Here is an 18,168-nt window from a genome sequence, read left to right on the forward strand (position 1 = left end):
TATAATAAAGTGAAATATGATATTGATAGCTGATAGTGGGTCCACGAAGACTGATTGGTGTGTAGTGGAGAATGGTGAATTTATCCTCCGTTTCAAAACACGGGGCATGAATCCTTTTTTTCAGACAGAAGAGGAAATCGGGAAGGAGATAGAAGCCGGCCTGTTACCTTCTCTAAAAGATTTCGAACCTTCAGCTATTTATTTTTACGGAGCAGGATGTGCTTTCCCGGAGAAGAATAATATGATCAGGCGGGCCGTCAACCGGTATCTGTCTGTTCCGGTTGAGGTAGGGAGCGACTTGCTTGCGGCTGCCCGTGCCCTGTGCGGAGATCAGCCGGGGATTGCCTGCATTATGGGAACCGGTTCCAACTCTTGTTATTATGATGGCAGGGAGATTGTAAAGAATGTCTCTCCTCTGGGATTTATCCTGGGCGATGAGGGGAGTGGTGCGGTATTGGGGAAATTATTGATTGGTGATGTCTTGAAAGACCAGTTGTCTCCGGCCCTGAAAGATCAGTTTCTGACACAATATGAGTTGACCCCGGCCCTGATTATGGACAAGGTTTACCGGCAGCCTTTCCCTAACCGTTTTCTGGCAGGATTTTCTCCTTTTATACGGGAGCATCTGGATGAACCGGCTATCTGGGAGTTGGTTACCCGTAGTTTTCTGGCTTTTTTTACCCGGAATGTGAAACAGTACGATTATTTTGAACTGCCTGTCCACCTGGTAGGTTCGGTAGCCTGGTATTATCAGGATATATTGAAGGAGATCGCGTTTGATTTGGGAATCCGTTTGGGGACGATCGCCCGAAGTCCGATGGAAGGACTGATTGCATATCATGGTCAATCAACGTTTTGATATCTGATAGATCGTATTTATCTTTGTTGTGTTTGTAATCTTATATTTAATAAATTCTCAAGATGAAAAAAGTGTTATTCTCATTCTGCTTCCTTCTGGTATTGCTGGTAGGAAGTTCGTTAAGGCTGGAGGCTCAGCCGGCTCAGAAATTGGTCAATGTGGTGGTATCTCCGGATCGGACAGACTGGAAATATAAACAAAAGGAGGAAGTTACTTTTACCGTTCAGGTCTTTAGGAATGAAAATCTCCTGAAAGACGTGGTGGTTGATTATGAAGTGGGACCGGAGTATTTCCCCGTAAAGAAGGAAGCGGATGTACTTTTGAAAAATGGTAAAACAACATTAAAAGGCTCCATGAATGAACCTGGTTTTTTGCGTTGTAAGGTCATAGCAAAAGTAGATGGTCGCAATTATGAAGGAATGGCCACGGTTGCCGTAGACGAAGAAAGAATCCGGCCGACAACCGCTGATCCGAAAGATTTCGACAGTTTCTGGAAGCAGGCGATTGAAGATGCCCGTAAAACGTCTCTGGACCCTAAAATGGTGTTGATGCCGGAAAGATGTACGTCTACGCAAAACGTTTATCATGTCAGTTTTCAGAATGAGCGTCCGGGTTCCCGTATGTATGGTATTCTGGTTGTCCCCAAAAAGGAAGGGGTATATCCGGCTATCCTCCAGGTTCCGGGTGCCGGTATCCGTCCGTATAACGGCATGAATTTAGGGGATGATGTTATCACATTAGAGATCGGTATTCATGGGATTCCGGTAAATATGCCACAAGAAGTATATAACAATCTGGCATCCGGTGCTTTGAACGGCTATCCCGGGATCAATAAGAATGATCGTGACACCCATTATTACAAACGGGTGTATCTCGGTTGTGTGAGAGCGGTGGATTTTATTTTCTCTTTACCTGAATTTGACGGTTCGACTGTCGGTGTAACCGGTGGTAGTCAGGGAGGAGCGCTTTCTATCGTTACGGCAGGATTGGATCCGCGTATTAAGTTTCTGGCAGCATTCTATCCGGCCTTATGTGATTATGCCGGTTATTTACACCAGCGTGCCGGTGGCTGGCCTCATTATTACCGGAATGCAAAACCTGGTCCGAATGAGGTGGAGACATTAGCTTATTTTGATGTGGTTAATTTTGCCCGTCGTGTAAATGCACCGGGGTGGTATAGCTGGGGATATAATGATGTGACTTGTCCTCCAACTTCCATGTATTCCGCTTATAATGTCATTCCGGGAGCAAAAGAACTGCATCTTTATCTGGAAACCGGTCACTGGACTTATCCGGAACAAAATATGGCACGGTTCCAATGGTTGAAAGAAATGTATAAGTAAGAAGAGGTTCGCAGACATAAATTTTGTTAGTTTTGTATCTGTTTAGCAACATACATAATACATATTAATATGTCGTTTACTAAGATAACAGAGCAAGACTCATTATATAATAATCTGGAAAGCAAGTCGGTCCGCGAATTACTGGACGATATAAATACGGAAGACCAGAAAGTTGCGTCAGCAGTCCGGAAAACGATACCTAAGGTTGAAGAACTTGTATTACAGATCGTCCCCCGGATGAAACAAGGGGGACGTATCTTTTATCTGGGTGCCGGCACAAGTGGACGTCTGGGCGTACTCGATGCTTCGGAGATCCCCCCTACTTTCGGAATGCCGCCAACCCTGGTGATCGGACTGATTGCGGGTGGAGACAAAGCGCTTCGTAATCCGGTAGAAAATGCGGAAGATGATCTGAATCGCGGTTGGGAGGAATTGCAGGAGCACCATATCACAACAAAAGATACAGTAATCGGTATTGCCGCATCCGGAACGACTCCCTATGTAATAGGAGCTTTGCGCAAGGCACGTGAGCAAGGAATCCTGACAGCTTCCATTTCCAGTAATCCGGATTCTCCGATGGCAGCGGAGGCAGATGTAGCCATTGAAATGATCGTAGGTCCGGAGTTTGTTACCGGTAGTTCGCGAATGAAATCCGGAACAGGGCAAAAGATGATCCTGAACATGATCTCTACTTCGGTAATGATCCAACTGGGACGTGTAAAAGGCAACCGGATGGTAAATATGCAACTTACCAACCAGAAACTGATCGACCGTGGGACACGGATGTTGATGAACGAACTAAACCTTGGCTACATTGAGTCTTACCATCTGCTGCTTATGCATGGATCCGTAAAGGAAGCGATAGATGCTTATCGTGCAGGGAAATTGTGATATGATAGTATGAGGGTGCGAAACAAAAGCAAGAGAAAATGGATTTATCGATACTTTTCTTATCTTTGTCTTAGAGATATGAGATAAAGATGGAAGGTTTGACTGTATTTTTTCTTTCATTATTATGTGTTTATAGTTCGTATTAATAGAAATATCATATGGTCCGAAACTCGCAAGACCTCAAAAATGAAACTACACTTTGGGAACTTTTCCGTAATGGAGAGGAGAGTGCCTTTTCTGCGCTCTTTGAATTGACATCGGATAAATTATACAGATATGGGACAAAGTTTGTCAGCGATGAAGAGTCAGTGAAGGACTGCATTCAGGAGTTATTCATTAAACTGTATGAGAACCGACAACAACTTCCGGCTTTATCCAATCCTCTGTTTTACTTGTTCAGTTCATTGAAAAATTTATTGATAGACATGATCCGTCATAACCAGCGGATGGTCTATATTTCGCCGGAAGAATTACCTTTCCATGTACAATTTGCATTTGGACAGGAGGAGGATGAAGAACCGGATGAAAGTATAAAAGCCCGGTTTGAAGAAGTCCTCAGTCTTTTGTCTGATCGTCAGAAAGAAGCGATTTATTTGCGTTTTCAGGCGGAAATGTCGTATGATGAAATATCCCAGTTGCTGGGAATTAATAATCAGTCAGCCCGTAACATTGTTCACCGTGCAATGGAAAAAATTAGAAGTTGTCTGAATATGGATACTCTTATCATCTTGTTTTTGAGCTCGTTAAATTGATTGCTTAATTTATTTCTGATTTTTTCTCTTTTGAGTGAGTACAAAACGCGCCTCATTTTCGTTTCCCTAATGAATACATAACAGACTATAATAGGATGAACAACTCGGAAGAAAATAAAAAAAGTTCGGAAGAAGATCTTCGGTTATTGAAACGGAAGATCAGAGTGGTTGATGAAGGACTTTCTTCAGAAGCTAAAGCTGAATTGTGGACAAAAATAGAATCTGCTATCCGTCGTCCGAAACGTATGTCTGTCTCTTTCTCTATGTTCCTGCGTTATGTTGCTGTTGTAGCAATATTGTGTATTGCTACCTATTATATATATACCGGTTTATCTCCCCGGGAAGAGATCGATTATAACAGCATTCTTTCCAATACTCAATTACCGGATGATGCCTCGAATAATGTGATGGTGATTTTAGGCGATAAAGATAAAATAGAGTTTGAAGACAAAGATGTACAAGTATCCCATGATGAGGATGGGAATATGCGTGTGAATCAGAAGCAGATAGATTTGCCGGAACCATCGAGGCGTGAATACAACCAACTGATCGTTCCGCATGGAAAAACAACCCGTGTGACATTGAGCGATGGTTCCGCTATTTGGGCAAATTCCGGAACGAAACTGGTTTATCCGGCAGTATTTGCGTCCGACAGACGGGAGATATATGTGGAAGGTGAAATTTATCTGGAGGTAGCACGTAATGAAAAGCATCCGTTTGTGGTAAAAACGGATATGATGGAAGTGAATGTTCTGGGAACATCATTTAATGTATCTGCCTATAAAAATGACAAACAACAGTTCGTCGCTTTGGCGACAGGTTCTGTTGCGGTTAAAGTGGCTAATAAAAAGAATACGACAACCATTAAGCCTAATCAACTCTATACTTTGGAGAAGAGTACTTTTGCGACTCGGATAGAGGATGCGGATATATATGAATATATCTGTTGGAAAGACGGTTTCCTTATTTTTCATAATGAATCGTTGGCTGATGTCCTGAAGAAAATAGAAAGATATTATAATGTAGTCCTGACTTTTGATCCTGCGGAAATCAGTAAAGTGACGGTAAGCGGAAAACTGGATTTAAAGTCGGATATCAGGGAAACTTTCCGGATTATATCTATCACGGCGCCGATAGAATATGATAAAGAAGGTGATGTAATAAAGATTAGTGTTAAACAATAAAAAACGGAATACCATGGGATAGAAAAGACATAAAAAAGAAAACCGGAAAGTACTGGTCCTACTTTCCGGTTAAGTTCAAATTAAAAAAGCTTTACTAAAAACATTTTTTAATCTAAAAACATATACAAAGGTATGAAATTAATCACAAATCCCCGGAATTCTTGTAAAGAATTTCGGAAAGTACTTCATATTATGAGAATTACTTTGTTACTCTTGCTGTTTGTAACATATGGTTGGGCGAACGAAGCAACGTATGCCCAGGTTACGGAAATCCATCTGTCTTCAGGAAATAAAACCCTGCAAGAAGTATTCAGCGAAATTGAAGGAAAAACCGAATTTATTTTCTTTTATAATGACAATGCGATTGACTTGTCTAAAAAAGTCCATGTGGAAAAGTCTCACGGTTCTATAAATGAGATTCTGGATAACCTGCTGGAAGGATCCGGGGCTGATTATAAAATTGTAGATCGTCAAGTCATTTTTTATAAGAAGAAACAGGATCCTGAAGTCCGGCTGCCTCAGGCTGTTGTGGAAAAAAAGCAGATAACAGGACTTGTATTGGATGAACATAAATTGCCGGTTATCGGTGCTAATGTGGTGGAAAAAGGTACGACAAATGGGACTGTTACCGATCTGGATGGAAAATTTACTTTGGCAGTACAGGACAATGCTGTTTTGCTGGTCTCTTATATCGGTTATATTACGCAGGAAATCCCGGTAAAAGGCAACCGCCAGCTTAATATTACGCTACAGGAAGATTCTAAAAGTCTGGATGAAGTCGTGGTTGTCGGATATGGCACGCAGAAAAAAGTGAATTTAACCGGCTCTGTCGATGTAATCACGGAAGAGGTATTGGCAAACCGTTCGGCTCCAACCATGTCCCAGTTGATCCAGGGAGCTTCTCCTAACCTGAATATCAGTATGAATAGTCTGGGTGGTGAACCAGGTGCTGCACGGACATGGAATATCCGTGGTACCGGTTCATTGGCAGGTAACCAGTCTCCGTTGGTTCTGGTCGATGGAGTGGAAACTAATATTGACACTGTGGATCCGGAGTCTATTGAAAGTATATCTGTTCTGAAAGATGCTTCGGCTTCAGCGATATATGGTTCTCGTGCGCCTTTCGGGGTTATATTGGTAACGACTAAGAGAGGGAAAAAGAATCAGGAAATGCATATACAGTATAATAATAACCTGTCTTTTGCTTCTCCGTTGAATATTCCGCATTTTGTGGATGCTTTGACTTGGGTTACGGCATATAACCAGATACAGGCAAACTCCGGATTGGCTCCGATCTATCCGGATGCGCAGGTGCAGCGTGTGAAAGATTATATGGCTGGGACGTATAAGCCGGAATATAATCTGGAGAGTCCGCCTGCAAGTATCTGGAGAGGTAGATGGGAAGGTAATGCGAATTATGACTGGCCTTCGATGTATTATAAGAAATCGGCTTTTTCGCAAAAGCACAATATCAATATAGAAGGCGGAGGGGAGAAAACGCAATATTATGTTTCTGCCGGATATCTGGATCAGGGTGGTCTATATAAATGGGGGGATGATAAATACCAGCGTTATAATGTGATGGCCAATATATCTTCGGAAATCAAGAAATGGCTGCGTTTTGATTTCAGTTCCAAATATTCCCGTTCAGAGATAGATCGTCCGTTAGGTATTGTAGGACAGTCTCAGGGGTATATTTTACGTTCTTTCCTGTCTTTCGGACCACTGATGCCTATGTATAATGAAGATGGTACGATCAGTAACCCGTTGGTCCGTGCTTTGCAGAGTAACGGACGTGAACGTAAGGAAAATCATGATTTGGGATTGACGCTTCGTGGTGAGATCGAACCGATAGCAGGATGGAAGACCAGTATTTCATATAACTATAATTATGGTGGCAGTTCCAATATACAGAACCCCAAGCCGGTTCAGGTTCAGAACCCGAATGGTTCGATCGGAAATATCGGTGCTCCGGAAAGTGGTTCTGTGGAACAACTGGCTTATTCCTATTATACGCTTGCCAACGGGATCACTTCGTATGAGAAGACATGGAAAGACCATTATTTCAAAGTATTATTCGGATACGAAAGGGAAACGAGTTATTTCCGTGGTTTGTACGGTTCAAAGATGCAATTGATCACGGAAGAAGTACCTTCGATCAATACGGCATTAGGTAATGTGACCTTGTCGGATGAAATCACGCATTGGGCGACAGAAGGTTATTTCGGACGTGTTAATTATAATTATAAAGAGAAATATCTGTTTGAATTCAGTGCACGTTATAATGGCTCTTCCCGTTTTGCAAAGAATTCGAGATGGGGCTTTTTCCCTTCCGTTTCAGTCGGATATAATATTTCGAAAGAAGATTTCTGGAATCCGGTGGAACCTTATATGAATTCTTTGAAGTTACGTGCTTCATACGGTTCATTGGGCAACCAGAATGTCGCTAACTATCTGTATCTTTCCACAGTTCCTGTTAATAGGGATTTACCGCATATAATCGGAAACTCGTTGCCTATATATGCAACAGTTCCCGGTATTGTTCCAAATGACTTGACCTGGGAGACTGTGACTACATTGAACATTGGTGCAGATATGGGTTTCCTCAATAATCGTCTTGGAGTTGTTTTTGATTGGTATAACAGGGTGACCAGCGATATGTTCGGACCGGCTGAAAGTGTTCCTGCCGTATTGGGAACAAGTATTCCTTACAGTAATAATGCCAAGTTGTCTACCAAAGGTTTTGAACTGACAGTAAGTTGGCGTGACCATATCACTTCGGACTTGTCTTATAATGTCGCTTTCAGCTTGGGAGACAGCCGTTCTACGATCCTTAAATACAAAAATGACAGCGGACGTATCGATGACTGGTATGAAGGTAAAAAAGTAGGAGAGATATGGGGATTTGTAACAGACGGTATCATACAATCGGAAGGTGAACCGATGCCCGACCAGTCCAAATATTACAATACCTGGGGGCCTGGTGATATGAAATATAAAGACCTGGACGGTAATAATATTCTGGATGACGGTGCAAGGACATTGAATGATCATGGCGACCTGAAAGTGATCGGTAACCATACCCCCCGTTTCAATTATGGTATTACGGCCGGTTTGACATGGAAAGATTTTGATTTCAATATGTTTTGGCAAGGCATCGGTAAACGGGATTATCTGGCAAATGTAAGCTTGAACCGGTTTTACGGAGTTGTGATAGGCGGAACGCCCGGATCAGAATCTGCATTGTTCAGTAACAGTCCGGCTTTGGACTATTGGCGTCCGGCTGATGAGCAAAGTGCATTGGGACCTAATACCGATGCTTATTTTCCGAAGCCTTATTTTACATATGAGTTGGAGAAAAACCGTTTGCCTCAGTCAAGATATGTGCTTAATGCCAGTTATTTACGTCTGAAGAATCTTCAATTAGGTTATACGGTTCCGAAACATATTTCCAGAAAATTGTTCTTGCAGCGAATACGTATCTATGTATCCGGAGAAAATCTGCTGACAATAACAAAGTTACCCGATTCTCTGGAGCCGGAGACAACGGTTGCATCCGATCCGACTTTGGGAGGAGGAAATAAAGAAAATGCAGGTGCCATCTATCCGATATCGAGAAACTATTCATTCGGAATTAATCTAACCTTTTAAATCTACAGAGTTATGAAACAGAATAAATTGACAATTATATTTTTCTCTTTGCTGGTTGCTTTGGCTTTTACGGCATGTAATGATGATTTGTTGGAGAAACGTCCTTTGGACGAGGTCTCTTCTGCCGATTTTTTCAAGCAACCGTCTGATATGGAGATTTATGTGAACCAGTTTTATACGAATGCATTATTGCCTGTGTATTATGGACCGGTACTGGGAACCAAATATCGGGGTGGAGGTGATGATTTCAATAGTGATAATATGATCATCGGCAGCCTGATAGATCCCCGTTTGATGGGAAGTCGTACGGTCGGTTATGAAGGGCGTGTCCGTTGGGATTTTTCGGAAGTAAGATCTGTAAATTACTTTTTTGATAATTACCATAAATGTGAAAGCGATTTCAATAGCTACAAACAGTATGTGGGAGAGGCTTATTTCTTCCGTGCGTTGATTTATTTCCAGTTGTTACAGACATTCGGGGATGTGCCGGTAATAACAAAGACGTTGAATACGGATTCCCCGGAATTGTATGAACCCCGTACACCTCGCAATCAGGTTGCCGACCGTATTATTCAGGATCTTGATTCTGCGGCTTTCCTGATGTCTGACCTGAAAACCGATGGTGTGTCACGCATCAATAAATGGATGGCGTTGGCAGTTCAATCCAGAGTAGCCCTGTATGAAGGAACCTGGGAGAAATATCATGCGAATGACGACTTCAAGGCACAGGAATCCAATCCGGAGAAATATCTGAGAAAAGCGGTTGAAGCAGCTACCCTGGTTATGAATTCAGGATTATTTGAAATCTATTCGACAGGGAACCCGGAGAAGGATTATAATGATTTGTTCGCTCAACGGGATTATTCGTCCAATCCGGAGGTTCTGTTGTGGAAAAAGTTCTCGACGGCTTTAAATATCAATAACAATAAGAACTATCAGTTGGAATATCCTAATGATAAATCGATAACGAAAGATCTGGCGGATGCTTATCTGTGTAAAGATGGGAAACCGATCAAAGTAAGTCCTTTGTATCAAGGAGATAATACATTGATGGATGAAATGCAGGATCGTGACCCCCGGTTTAAACAGACTATATTTACGCCGGAGGCTCCCTGGATGATTGACGAGACAAGTACGACTTACTGGAAAGACGTATATGACCAGGTCAATACGAATACGAAGTTTAATGCACCTTCCGGTTATGTATTGCGTAAAGGATATGATCCGAGAATGGAATATCATAGTTTGAATTATGAAGAAACTCCTTCTGTCGTATATCGTTATGCGGAAGTGTTACTGAACTATGCGGAAGCCAAAGCAGAACTTGGTGAACTTACACAGAATGACATTGATATATCCGTTAAAAAACTCCGTGACCGGGTAGGGATGCCTAATTTAATTATATCGGAAATTGTATCTGACCCGGAATGGGACTTTCCTTCCCTTTCTCCTGTTATCAATGAAATCAGGAGAGAACGGCGTGTGGAACTGGCTTCCGAAGGTTTCCGGTGGGATGATATAGCCCGTTGGGCTGCCGCGGAGGAGCTGATTGTTGGTAAAAGACCAAAAGGTGCTAAGGCTAATCAGTTCACGGATTTTTATCCGGTTGATGAAAAGGGATATCTCGATCCGTTCAAAGGGTCGCTTCCTGACGGATACAGGTTTGATCTGAAGAGAGATTATCTGAATCCGATCCCGGAATCTCAGATCGTATTAAATCCGAATTTGAAGCAGAATCCGGGCTGGCAGACTAACTGAGGCTTATAATAAATCTATTAGGGTGATACGCTGATATATTGGGGAAGCTATGTCGCCGGTCCCGTTGTGAGGGGACCGGAACATAGTTTATCCGGAATCACTATGGCCGGAAAATAATAAAGATTATCTAATTTAGAAAATAGAATGAGACCATGAAAACTAATCGAAGAGATTTTTTGAAAGGTATGGCTGCGGTTCCCTTTTTGGGTTATTTTGCAGTTGGAGCAAAAGGTAATATTACAACAGAACTGGAAAGGATACAGAACGATTATCTCTCTACCTTGAAAATAGACCATCTGTCTGCTCCGGAAGATAAGTTAAGACCTCCTACGGGAAATAACAGTAATGTTGTTCGGTTTGGTGTGATCGGTAATGGTTGGCGTGGTGATCAGCTGTTGAATTCTCTGGGTTTTGTCTCTTCGAAGTATGTGGAAGATAATACGATTAATGGTAAGTATACCAAAAGGCTTCAGGATCTGTTGGATGAGGAGGACTTGTACGTCGATTTTGCCGGAGTTTGTGATACTTTCGATGCTCATGCGAAAAGAGGATATGAGATATCATTGAATAAAGTACGGCGGGGAGGTGATAAAAGAGAACATAGGCCGGCTAAAGTATTTCCTACTTACCGGGAGATGATAGCCAGTGATGAAATAGATGCTGTAATTATTGCTACTCCTGACCATACGCATGCCCGGATTGCTATAGATGCTGCAAAAGCGGGAAAGCATGTCTATCTGGAAAAACCGATGACACACACCATTGAGGAGGCTTTGGAGTTAAGGGAAGTGATTAAATCGACAGGTGTTATTTTCCAGTTAGGACACGAAAATCGTCAGCAAATGAGTTTCAAGATAGCTAATGAACTGTATAGAAAAGGTGCATTAGGAGTCGTTTCATTGGTGCAGACATATACCAACAAGAATGATCTGAATGGTGCCTGGATACGGACAAGGGAATTTGACCATTTGGGTAATCCGGATACAATTAATTGGGAAGAATTTCTGGGTAAAGCTCCCTGGGTTGAGTTTGACCCGAAGCGATATTTTAACTGGCAGCGATATAGTGATTACGGGACCGGAGTTACCGGAAATGATTTTACCCATAAATATGATTGTGTTAATCAGGTGTTGGAACTAGGGATACCGGATACTGTCGTAGCTTTAGGCGGACAATATTATTATAAAGGACACGGAGATATGCCGGATTTGTTCAGTGCAATCTTTACCTATCCGGAAAGGGGACTCACCATGACATATGACAGTACGCTGAAAAGTGGAATTTATCGTCAGTCCCATATTTTGGGCTCGGAGGTGACAATGGATATAGATAATGCGATTATGATGTATAAGGATACTTACTCGGAGCGATACAAAGAACATGCGATAAGCTCAGACGATCCCATGTATTATTACGAACCGTGTGCTGATGTGGACGCAATATCTTCGGCCACGGCCAAGACTTACCTGAAAAGTGGTTATGGTCCGACCTATATCGACGGGAAAGTCATTGACGCCACTTTCCTGCATCTGAAAGAATGGATCGATGCTATTCGAGGATTCGGAACTACCAGTTGTGGGATCGATGTCGGGTTCGAAGAGGCGGTCACTTTTAATCTGGCAAATCTGGCTTATGAACACCGGCGACCTGTTCATTGGGATAAAGTGAATGAGAAAGTCATAATCGAATAAACTTATTATCAATCGATATATCATGGAAAAAGAAATAAAATATTCAACAGGCCAGTTATGGGCTCTTACGTTGTTACGTGTATTGATCGGCTGGCATTTTTTGTATGAAGGATTGATCAAATTTTATACTCCGGGCTGGACTGCCAAAGCCTATTTACAAAATACGACAGGTCCGTTTGCTCCCTTGTTTAAAAGCATGACTGAGTCGGAAACCGTACTGCGTTGTGTGGATTTGATGAATGAATGGGGGCTGATTCTGCTGGGGTTGGGATTGTTTCTGGGAATATGTTCCAGATATTGTAAGATATTCGGGATCGTACTACTGTTATTCTATTATCTGGCTTATCCCCCGTTTGCAAGCTTGGGAGTAAATGTTCATGTAGAGGGAAGTTATTGGGTCGTAAATAAGAATCTGATCGAAATGGCTGCTTTGTTTCTGCTTTGCTGGTTCCCTTCCAGCCATATCACAGGACTTGATTATTTTGTCCGGCGGTTCAGATTCAAACAGGAGGCAAGGAGGTTGTAATAATTCTAAATTCAAACAAGAATGAAGAGCAAGGTACATCGATATATAAGGACCGGAATAAAGGGGATGATAGGAATATTTTCCGTTTTCCCTTTTACGGATGCGTATGGACAATGGGGGTATACGATCGGGCAAAAAGAAATACCGTCGGTAATAATCCATTCGGATACCTCCCGGGTGAAAGTTTACCCGGGACATCCCAGGTTATATTTTCGTGATACGGATTTACCGGTTATCCGTGAACGTGTTCGTGGTGAGTTCAGGCAGGAGTGGAGTGAATTATTGTCTTATCTTAAAGAACAGACCTTACAATTCTCTCCGGAGGTGTTGGGTAGGGGAAGGTATCTCAAACATTGGGATATCGGGCGTAATATGGCGTTTGTAGCTGTGGTGACGGAAGATGAAAACTATATCCGATGGGTAAAAGAATGGGTACAGGTGATGGTGGACGACGGTCCTGTCGGAAATGACGATGAATACCGCGGACGATTAATGTCGCTGGCTGTAGCCTATGATTGGTTGTACCATTTTCTGACTGTCCGGGAGAAACTGGCTATTGAAAAGGCAATACTGGATCATTTGGACACGAACTGGCATTTCTCGGCTTATGCGGATTATGTTGGCGGACATTCACGCTGGGGTAATTTTTCTTTGCTGACCGGATTGCTGGCTTTGGTTACGGATAAACCGGAGCTGAGAGAAAAATTACTGGAGATACGTGAACATTGGGTTCGGGGGTATTTTCCTGTACAAGGATGGATCACAGAGAAAGGCGGCTATCATATGGGATGGAATTACAGTGCTCCTTATTTATCGGGACGAACGCACAGTGTCATGTCAAGTGCTACGAATGAATGTGTGTATTTCCCCTGGCAGGCAGAAATACCTCTTTTCTGGATATACGGACGGCAGGGAGACGGTTTGTTCGCGAATACGGGGGACGCTTACTCGGTTGATACCGACTTGCAGGATGAACAGGAACTATTGTATATTTCTGCCGGAATCTATAAAAATCCCTATGCAGCTTGGCTGGCCAAACCGACAAAAGATCCGTTCGCCCGAATCTTGTATGCCGATAAGAGCGTTAGGCCGGTTGCACCGGATGATAAAACAATACCGTTACCTTTGAGTCGGGATTTTGGAAATGCCGGAGTTGTTATAGCACGGGATCGTTGGGATGAAGAGACAACTTTGCTTCAGTTCCGTTCTGTCCCTTTCTATTCGGCGAATCATCATCACCGGGATGAAAATACGTTCACGATCCACTATAAGTCACCCCTGGCAATTGATTCCGGAATGTATGATGAAGGTTGTGAAAACGGCGGATACGGAAGTACGCACTGGTGTAATTATTTTACCCGTACAATTGCCCATAACGGGATTATTGTATTTGATCCAGAACAGGAATATAAGGTATATGGCCGTTCGGTATCCAATGACGGGGGACAACCTTACCGGGAAGAGGAACCGACGAAGCTGACTGATATCCTGCCCGGCGGCCATGCTCATTTGGATGGAATCACATTGTGCCGGGAGACAGATGAATATACTTATGCTGTTGGAGATGCAACTAAAGCCTATGACCGGGAAAGGGTCAGCCTTGCACAGCGGGAGATTATTTACCTGCGGAGAAATACAACATTCCGTCCTGTAATAGTCGTTTTCGATCGCGTAGAAAGTACCAGGAAGGATTTTGAAAAACGTTTCTTGCTTCATACGGTTCATGAACCGGAAGTAGTTGAGAATCGAATGGTAGCAGAGAACGGAGGAGGGCGATTGACAAGTTTTACCCTTTATCCTGAAAATGCCCGGTTGGAACTGATAGGTGGAGAAGGTAAAGAGGCCTGGGTGAATGGCATCAATTACCCTTTAAATAAGAATTGCTGGCCGAAACCCCAGATACAAACTGGTGCCTGGCGGTTGGAAGTTTCACCGGCTGTCAAGCAGATGAAAGATTATTTCCTGCATGTGTTGTTTGTCGATGATGCCGGTTCTCCGGAAATAACACCCGATGAGGCACTATTGATTAAAGAAAATGGCAGACTGGGGGCGTCCGTTGCCGGTTGGAAAATTCTGTTTTCCTTAGATGGTACACCTGCAGTGATTGAGGAACATAAATAACCTGAAAGAAGATGAAACATTCTGTTTACCTGATTTTTATAACTGTTTTTACAGTCGTGTTGGCAGCCCGGGCAAAGAATCCGGTGAAAATAGTCACTATCGGAGGTGGAGGGGTTGCGGTTTCCGTAAATAATCAGATGAGTTATCAGCAAATGGTCGATCAGATGATCGATTACTGGCAAAGGCAGTTGTCAAAAGTGTTATTACATAAGCCGGATCTGATATTATTAACGGAAGCATGCGATCGTCCTTCCGGATTAACTACGGCAGAGCAGTTTGAATATTATAAAGTAAGGAAAGATCAGGTAAAGGATTACCTGGCTTCGGTAGCAAAAGATAATCACTGTTATATTGCTTTTGGAACCAAAAGGGAAGAAAACGGAAGCTGGTGGAATTCATGTATACTGCTTGACCGACGTGGAAAAGTAGCCGGTATATATAATAAGAATTTTCCTACTATCCAGGAAATGAATGAGATCATGCCTTCTGATGAAGCAGAACTCCTGCTATGTGATTTCGGGACTGTTGCTTGTGCTGTTTGTTTCGATCTTAATTTTGATGAGTTGAGGGAACGGTATGCTCAGCAAAAACCGGACATAATTTTGTTTCCATCAATGTATCACGGAGGTTTGGAACAAAGCAAATGGGCTTATTCCTGTCAGGCTTATTTTGTTTGTGCCTATGGTTTTCTGAATGCTCCGTCGGAGATACGTAACCCATTGGGAGAGATGGTCGCCTCAAGTACGAACTATTATAATTATGCTGTGGCTACAGTCAACCTTGACCGTAAATTGGTACATCTCGATAATAACTGGGAGAAATTGACCGCTTTGAAAAGAAAGTACGGTGATCTTGTTTCTATCTCTGATCCCGGACGTATAGGGGCAGTGATGATCACCAGTGAACATGATTCGATTTCAGCAGACCGGATGATAGATGAATTTGATATTCAGTTATTGGATGATTATTTCAATCAATCCCGTGCAGTTCGTGAACAAAAATTGATTAAAGCTCCGGCGAAAGACGCAATAGATGAATATCGTAAACATAATAAATAAAATTTATAGGATCTGCTACCATAAGATGTAAAAATATCTCTATATTTGCGCTATGCATTGTTCCGAGCCTGTATCCGCGGGTAAGGATTAAAAGGGAACCGGGTGTGAATCCCGGACAGTCCCGCTGCTGTGAGCTTCATAACGGGTGAGCAAACTTTGCCACTGACTTTTTAATTGAAAAGTTGGGAAGGCGTTCACTCCGGAAGTAAGTCAGAAGACCTGCAAGGCATATTATTTCGACGGCTTCGAGGAAAGGCCGGAAGAGAAAAACAAGACATCCGATGTCTTTCTATTCTTATTCCATTTCCTGTTTGCTGTCCTTTTAAGGTCTGTTTTTAATTATTTTGCCATAATAATTAGGAAAAGAAGCATGGTTCGGTTGACGGGATGAGCTCCGTCGGTGGTCCATGCTTTCTTTTGTCCGGATAAAAAGTTAATCAAAAAATAAAATATAGAGATAAAATATTTATGTTTGTTGTCTGATTCGATTAAGAAGAGGTCCGTGAATATAGAAAAAGAGGTCATACAACGTGTAAATAATGGGGATACAAAAGCTTTTGAATTATTGTATTCAACTTATTATGTCTATTTATGTGCTGTAGCCGTTAAATATGTATATAAACCGGAAATGGCAGAAGAAATTGTAAATGACGTATTTTTGAATGTATGGAATAACCGTTCGTCATTATTTTATCCGATCAAAGCTTATTTGGTACGTGCCGTTCAAAATCAGTGTTTAAGTTATTACAGAAAGAAGCGTTTGGACGAAATTGCTGTTTCTGATATAAAAGATTATACAGTTGAGATTTATGAACAATTAGTCTATTTGGATTCTTCTCCTTTGGCATGTTTGGAAAATAAAGAGTTAGCGAATCAAATCAGTAAGGCTATTGATCAGCTCCCTGAGAAATGCCGGGAGATTTTTATCCAGCATCTGTATTATAATAAAACATATGAGGAAATAGCCCGAATGAAAAATATTTCTTCCAGTACAGTCCGTGTACAGATTAAACAAGGATTATCAAAATTAAGAGTGCTATTAGGCGATTTATACCCAGTTGTTTGTTTATTGTTCGATATTTTTCAAAAATAATTCACTTTTACATAAACGGTTTATAAAAAAACTGCGTATATATTTATGTAGATATGGATTTATTTAGAAAATATGATGAATACAGAACATATAGAAAAAATTATATTGGGTCATTTTTTGGGTGATCTGACAGATTTTGAAGAAAAAGAACTTTATCATTGGTTGCAGACTGATAAAAAGAACCGGCGGCTTTTTTCGGAAATGTCAGACTGGTGGGCCATTTCTTATGTACCCTATTTCTCTTCCCGGGTTGAGGCTAACTTTCAAAAACATTTTGGAGAATTAATGGATAAAGAACCTCGTATTTCTTCAAAAAGAATTTCTTTTGCTCATTCCTGGTTACAAATAGTTGCTACTGTTATTGTGATGTTAGCCATAGGTGGCTTATCTTATTATGCGGGTATATCAATACATGAGCAAAATCAGGAGAATATTTGTTTTGAAACATCTGCTCCGTTGGGGGCACGATCTAAAGTGTCTCTGTCCGATGGATCTGTAATATGGTTGAATGCCGGATCATCTCTTTCCTATAATAAAGATTTTTCAGATAAGTTCCGCGAAGTTTATTTGAAAGGAGAAGCTTATTTTGAAGTAACGCCGGATTCTTTGAAACCGTTTGTTGTAAAATCGGAGAGCCTCAATGTAAAAGTATTGGGGACTACATTTAATGTTAGAACATACGAGGATGAAAATCTGGTAAATGTTGTATTACGAACAGGTAGAGTAGACGTTTCGTTAAATGGTTCGAATCAGAAAGTTATTGAGTTACAACCGAATGAGAAATTAAGCTATAATAAGGTTAATGAAGAACTGGAGAAGATACCTGTAAATGCAGATGATGTTTGTGAATGGGTAAATGGGAAAATGAAATTTACAAAAGTACCGTTTGGTATATTGGCGAAAGATTTGGAGAGAAGATATAATGTAAAGATTGTAATAGAAAGTAAGTCTTTGCGTGAGGAAGCCTTTACAGGAAGCTTTACTTCCGAGCATACGATATATGATGTTTTGCGTGAAATAGATGTGGAAAAACAATATAGATGGGATCAGAATGGAAATGTGTTTGTGATCTGTGATAAATGATTGATACAATGAAGAATATAATTTGTTAGACTGAATAGTAATTTATTAAATCTGAAATTCATGAAATTAACCAATTTGAAAAGAAGTGGAAAGTATTTTGTGGCTATCTGTATGTTTACGGGCTTGCCGATAGTCGCAGAATCAATTTCTGCTACGGA

13 protein-coding genes and 1 riboswitch are annotated in these 18,168 nt (G+C 41.6%); all 13 genes read left to right on the forward strand.

Features of this window, described 5'->3' with window-relative positions:
• The first annotated feature begins 16 nt into the window (after positions 1-16).
• The 13 genes from HMPREF1535_RS24250 to HMPREF1535_RS24310 all read left to right on the forward strand — a co-directional run bounded on the left by HMPREF1535_RS24250 (position 17) and on the right by HMPREF1535_RS24310 (position 18,010).
• Complete coding sequence (locus HMPREF1535_RS24250; RefSeq protein WP_010800519.1) at positions 17-859, forward strand: hypothetical protein; 843 nt, start codon at positions 17-19, stop codon at positions 857-859.
• Between the two features lie 62 nt (positions 860-921).
• A complete protein-coding gene (locus HMPREF1535_RS24255; RefSeq protein WP_007654269.1) occupies positions 922-2,202 on the forward strand; it encodes an acetylxylan esterase in 1,281 nt (426 codons plus the stop codon).
• 69 nt (positions 2,203-2,271) lie between these two features.
• The gene (gene murQ / locus HMPREF1535_RS24260) at positions 2,272-3,093 is read left to right on the forward strand and encodes an N-acetylmuramic acid 6-phosphate etherase (protein WP_010800518.1); all 822 of its coding nucleotides are present in this window, start codon (positions 2,272-2,274) and stop codon (positions 3,091-3,093) included.
• Positions 3,094-3,251: 158 nt separating this feature from the next.
• Positions 3,252-3,845, forward strand: coding sequence for an RNA polymerase sigma factor (locus tag HMPREF1535_RS24265; protein ID WP_007654267.1), 594 nt, complete (start codon positions 3,252-3,254; stop codon positions 3,843-3,845).
• 95 nt (positions 3,846-3,940) lie between these two features.
• Positions 3,941-5,029: a FecR family protein gene (locus HMPREF1535_RS24270; RefSeq protein ID WP_007654261.1), complete on the forward strand. Its 1,089-nt coding sequence runs from the start codon at positions 3,941-3,943 to the stop codon at positions 5,027-5,029.
• Between the two features lie 192 nt (positions 5,030-5,221).
• Positions 5,222-8,680 (forward strand): TonB-dependent receptor, encoded by a 3,459-nt coding sequence (locus HMPREF1535_RS24275; RefSeq protein WP_232312453.1) that lies wholly within the window; start codon positions 5,222-5,224, stop codon positions 8,678-8,680.
• Between the two features lie 12 nt (positions 8,681-8,692).
• On the forward strand, positions 8,693-10,438 hold the full coding sequence (locus HMPREF1535_RS24280; RefSeq protein WP_046147903.1) for a RagB/SusD family nutrient uptake outer membrane protein: 1,746 nt from the start codon (positions 8,693-8,695) through the stop codon (positions 10,436-10,438).
• A 152-nt stretch (positions 10,439-10,590) separates the two neighbouring features.
• Positions 10,591-12,129, forward strand: a complete 1,539-nt coding sequence (locus HMPREF1535_RS24285; protein ID WP_007654247.1) for a Gfo/Idh/MocA family protein — start codon at positions 10,591-10,593, stop codon at positions 12,127-12,129.
• Positions 12,130-12,151: 22 nt separating this feature from the next.
• On the forward strand, positions 12,152-12,655 hold the full coding sequence (locus HMPREF1535_RS24290) for a DoxX family membrane protein (protein ID WP_046147904.1): 504 nt from the start codon (positions 12,152-12,154) through the stop codon (positions 12,653-12,655).
• A gap of 66 nt (positions 12,656-12,721) precedes the next feature.
• Positions 12,722-14,776 carry a heparinase II/III domain-containing protein gene (locus HMPREF1535_RS24295; RefSeq protein ID WP_161799513.1) on the forward strand — a complete coding sequence of 685 codons (2,055 nt, stop codon included), beginning with the start codon at positions 12,722-12,724 and terminating at the stop codon, positions 14,774-14,776.
• A gap of 11 nt (positions 14,777-14,787) precedes the next feature.
• Positions 14,788-15,834, forward strand: a complete 1,047-nt coding sequence (locus HMPREF1535_RS24300) for a carbon-nitrogen hydrolase family protein (protein ID WP_046147906.1) — start codon at positions 14,788-14,790, stop codon at positions 15,832-15,834.
• Between the two features lie 40 nt (positions 15,835-15,874).
• Positions 15,875-16,075: riboswitch (cobalamin riboswitch) on the forward strand.
• A gap of 261 nt (positions 16,076-16,336) precedes the next feature.
• The gene (locus tag HMPREF1535_RS24305) at positions 16,337-16,927 is read left to right on the forward strand and encodes an RNA polymerase sigma-70 factor (protein ID WP_046147971.1); all 591 of its coding nucleotides are present in this window, start codon (positions 16,337-16,339) and stop codon (positions 16,925-16,927) included.
• A gap of 72 nt (positions 16,928-16,999) precedes the next feature.
• Positions 17,000-18,010 carry a FecR family protein gene (locus tag HMPREF1535_RS24310; RefSeq protein ID WP_052716785.1) on the forward strand — a complete coding sequence of 337 codons (1,011 nt, stop codon included), beginning with the start codon at positions 17,000-17,002 and terminating at the stop codon, positions 18,008-18,010.
• Positions 18,011-18,168 lie beyond the last annotated feature (158 nt).

The sequence above is a fragment of the Parabacteroides goldsteinii DSM 19448 = WAL 12034 genome (assembly GCF_000969835.1).
GTDB lineage: Bacteria > Bacteroidota > Bacteroidia > Bacteroidales > Tannerellaceae > Parabacteroides > Parabacteroides goldsteinii.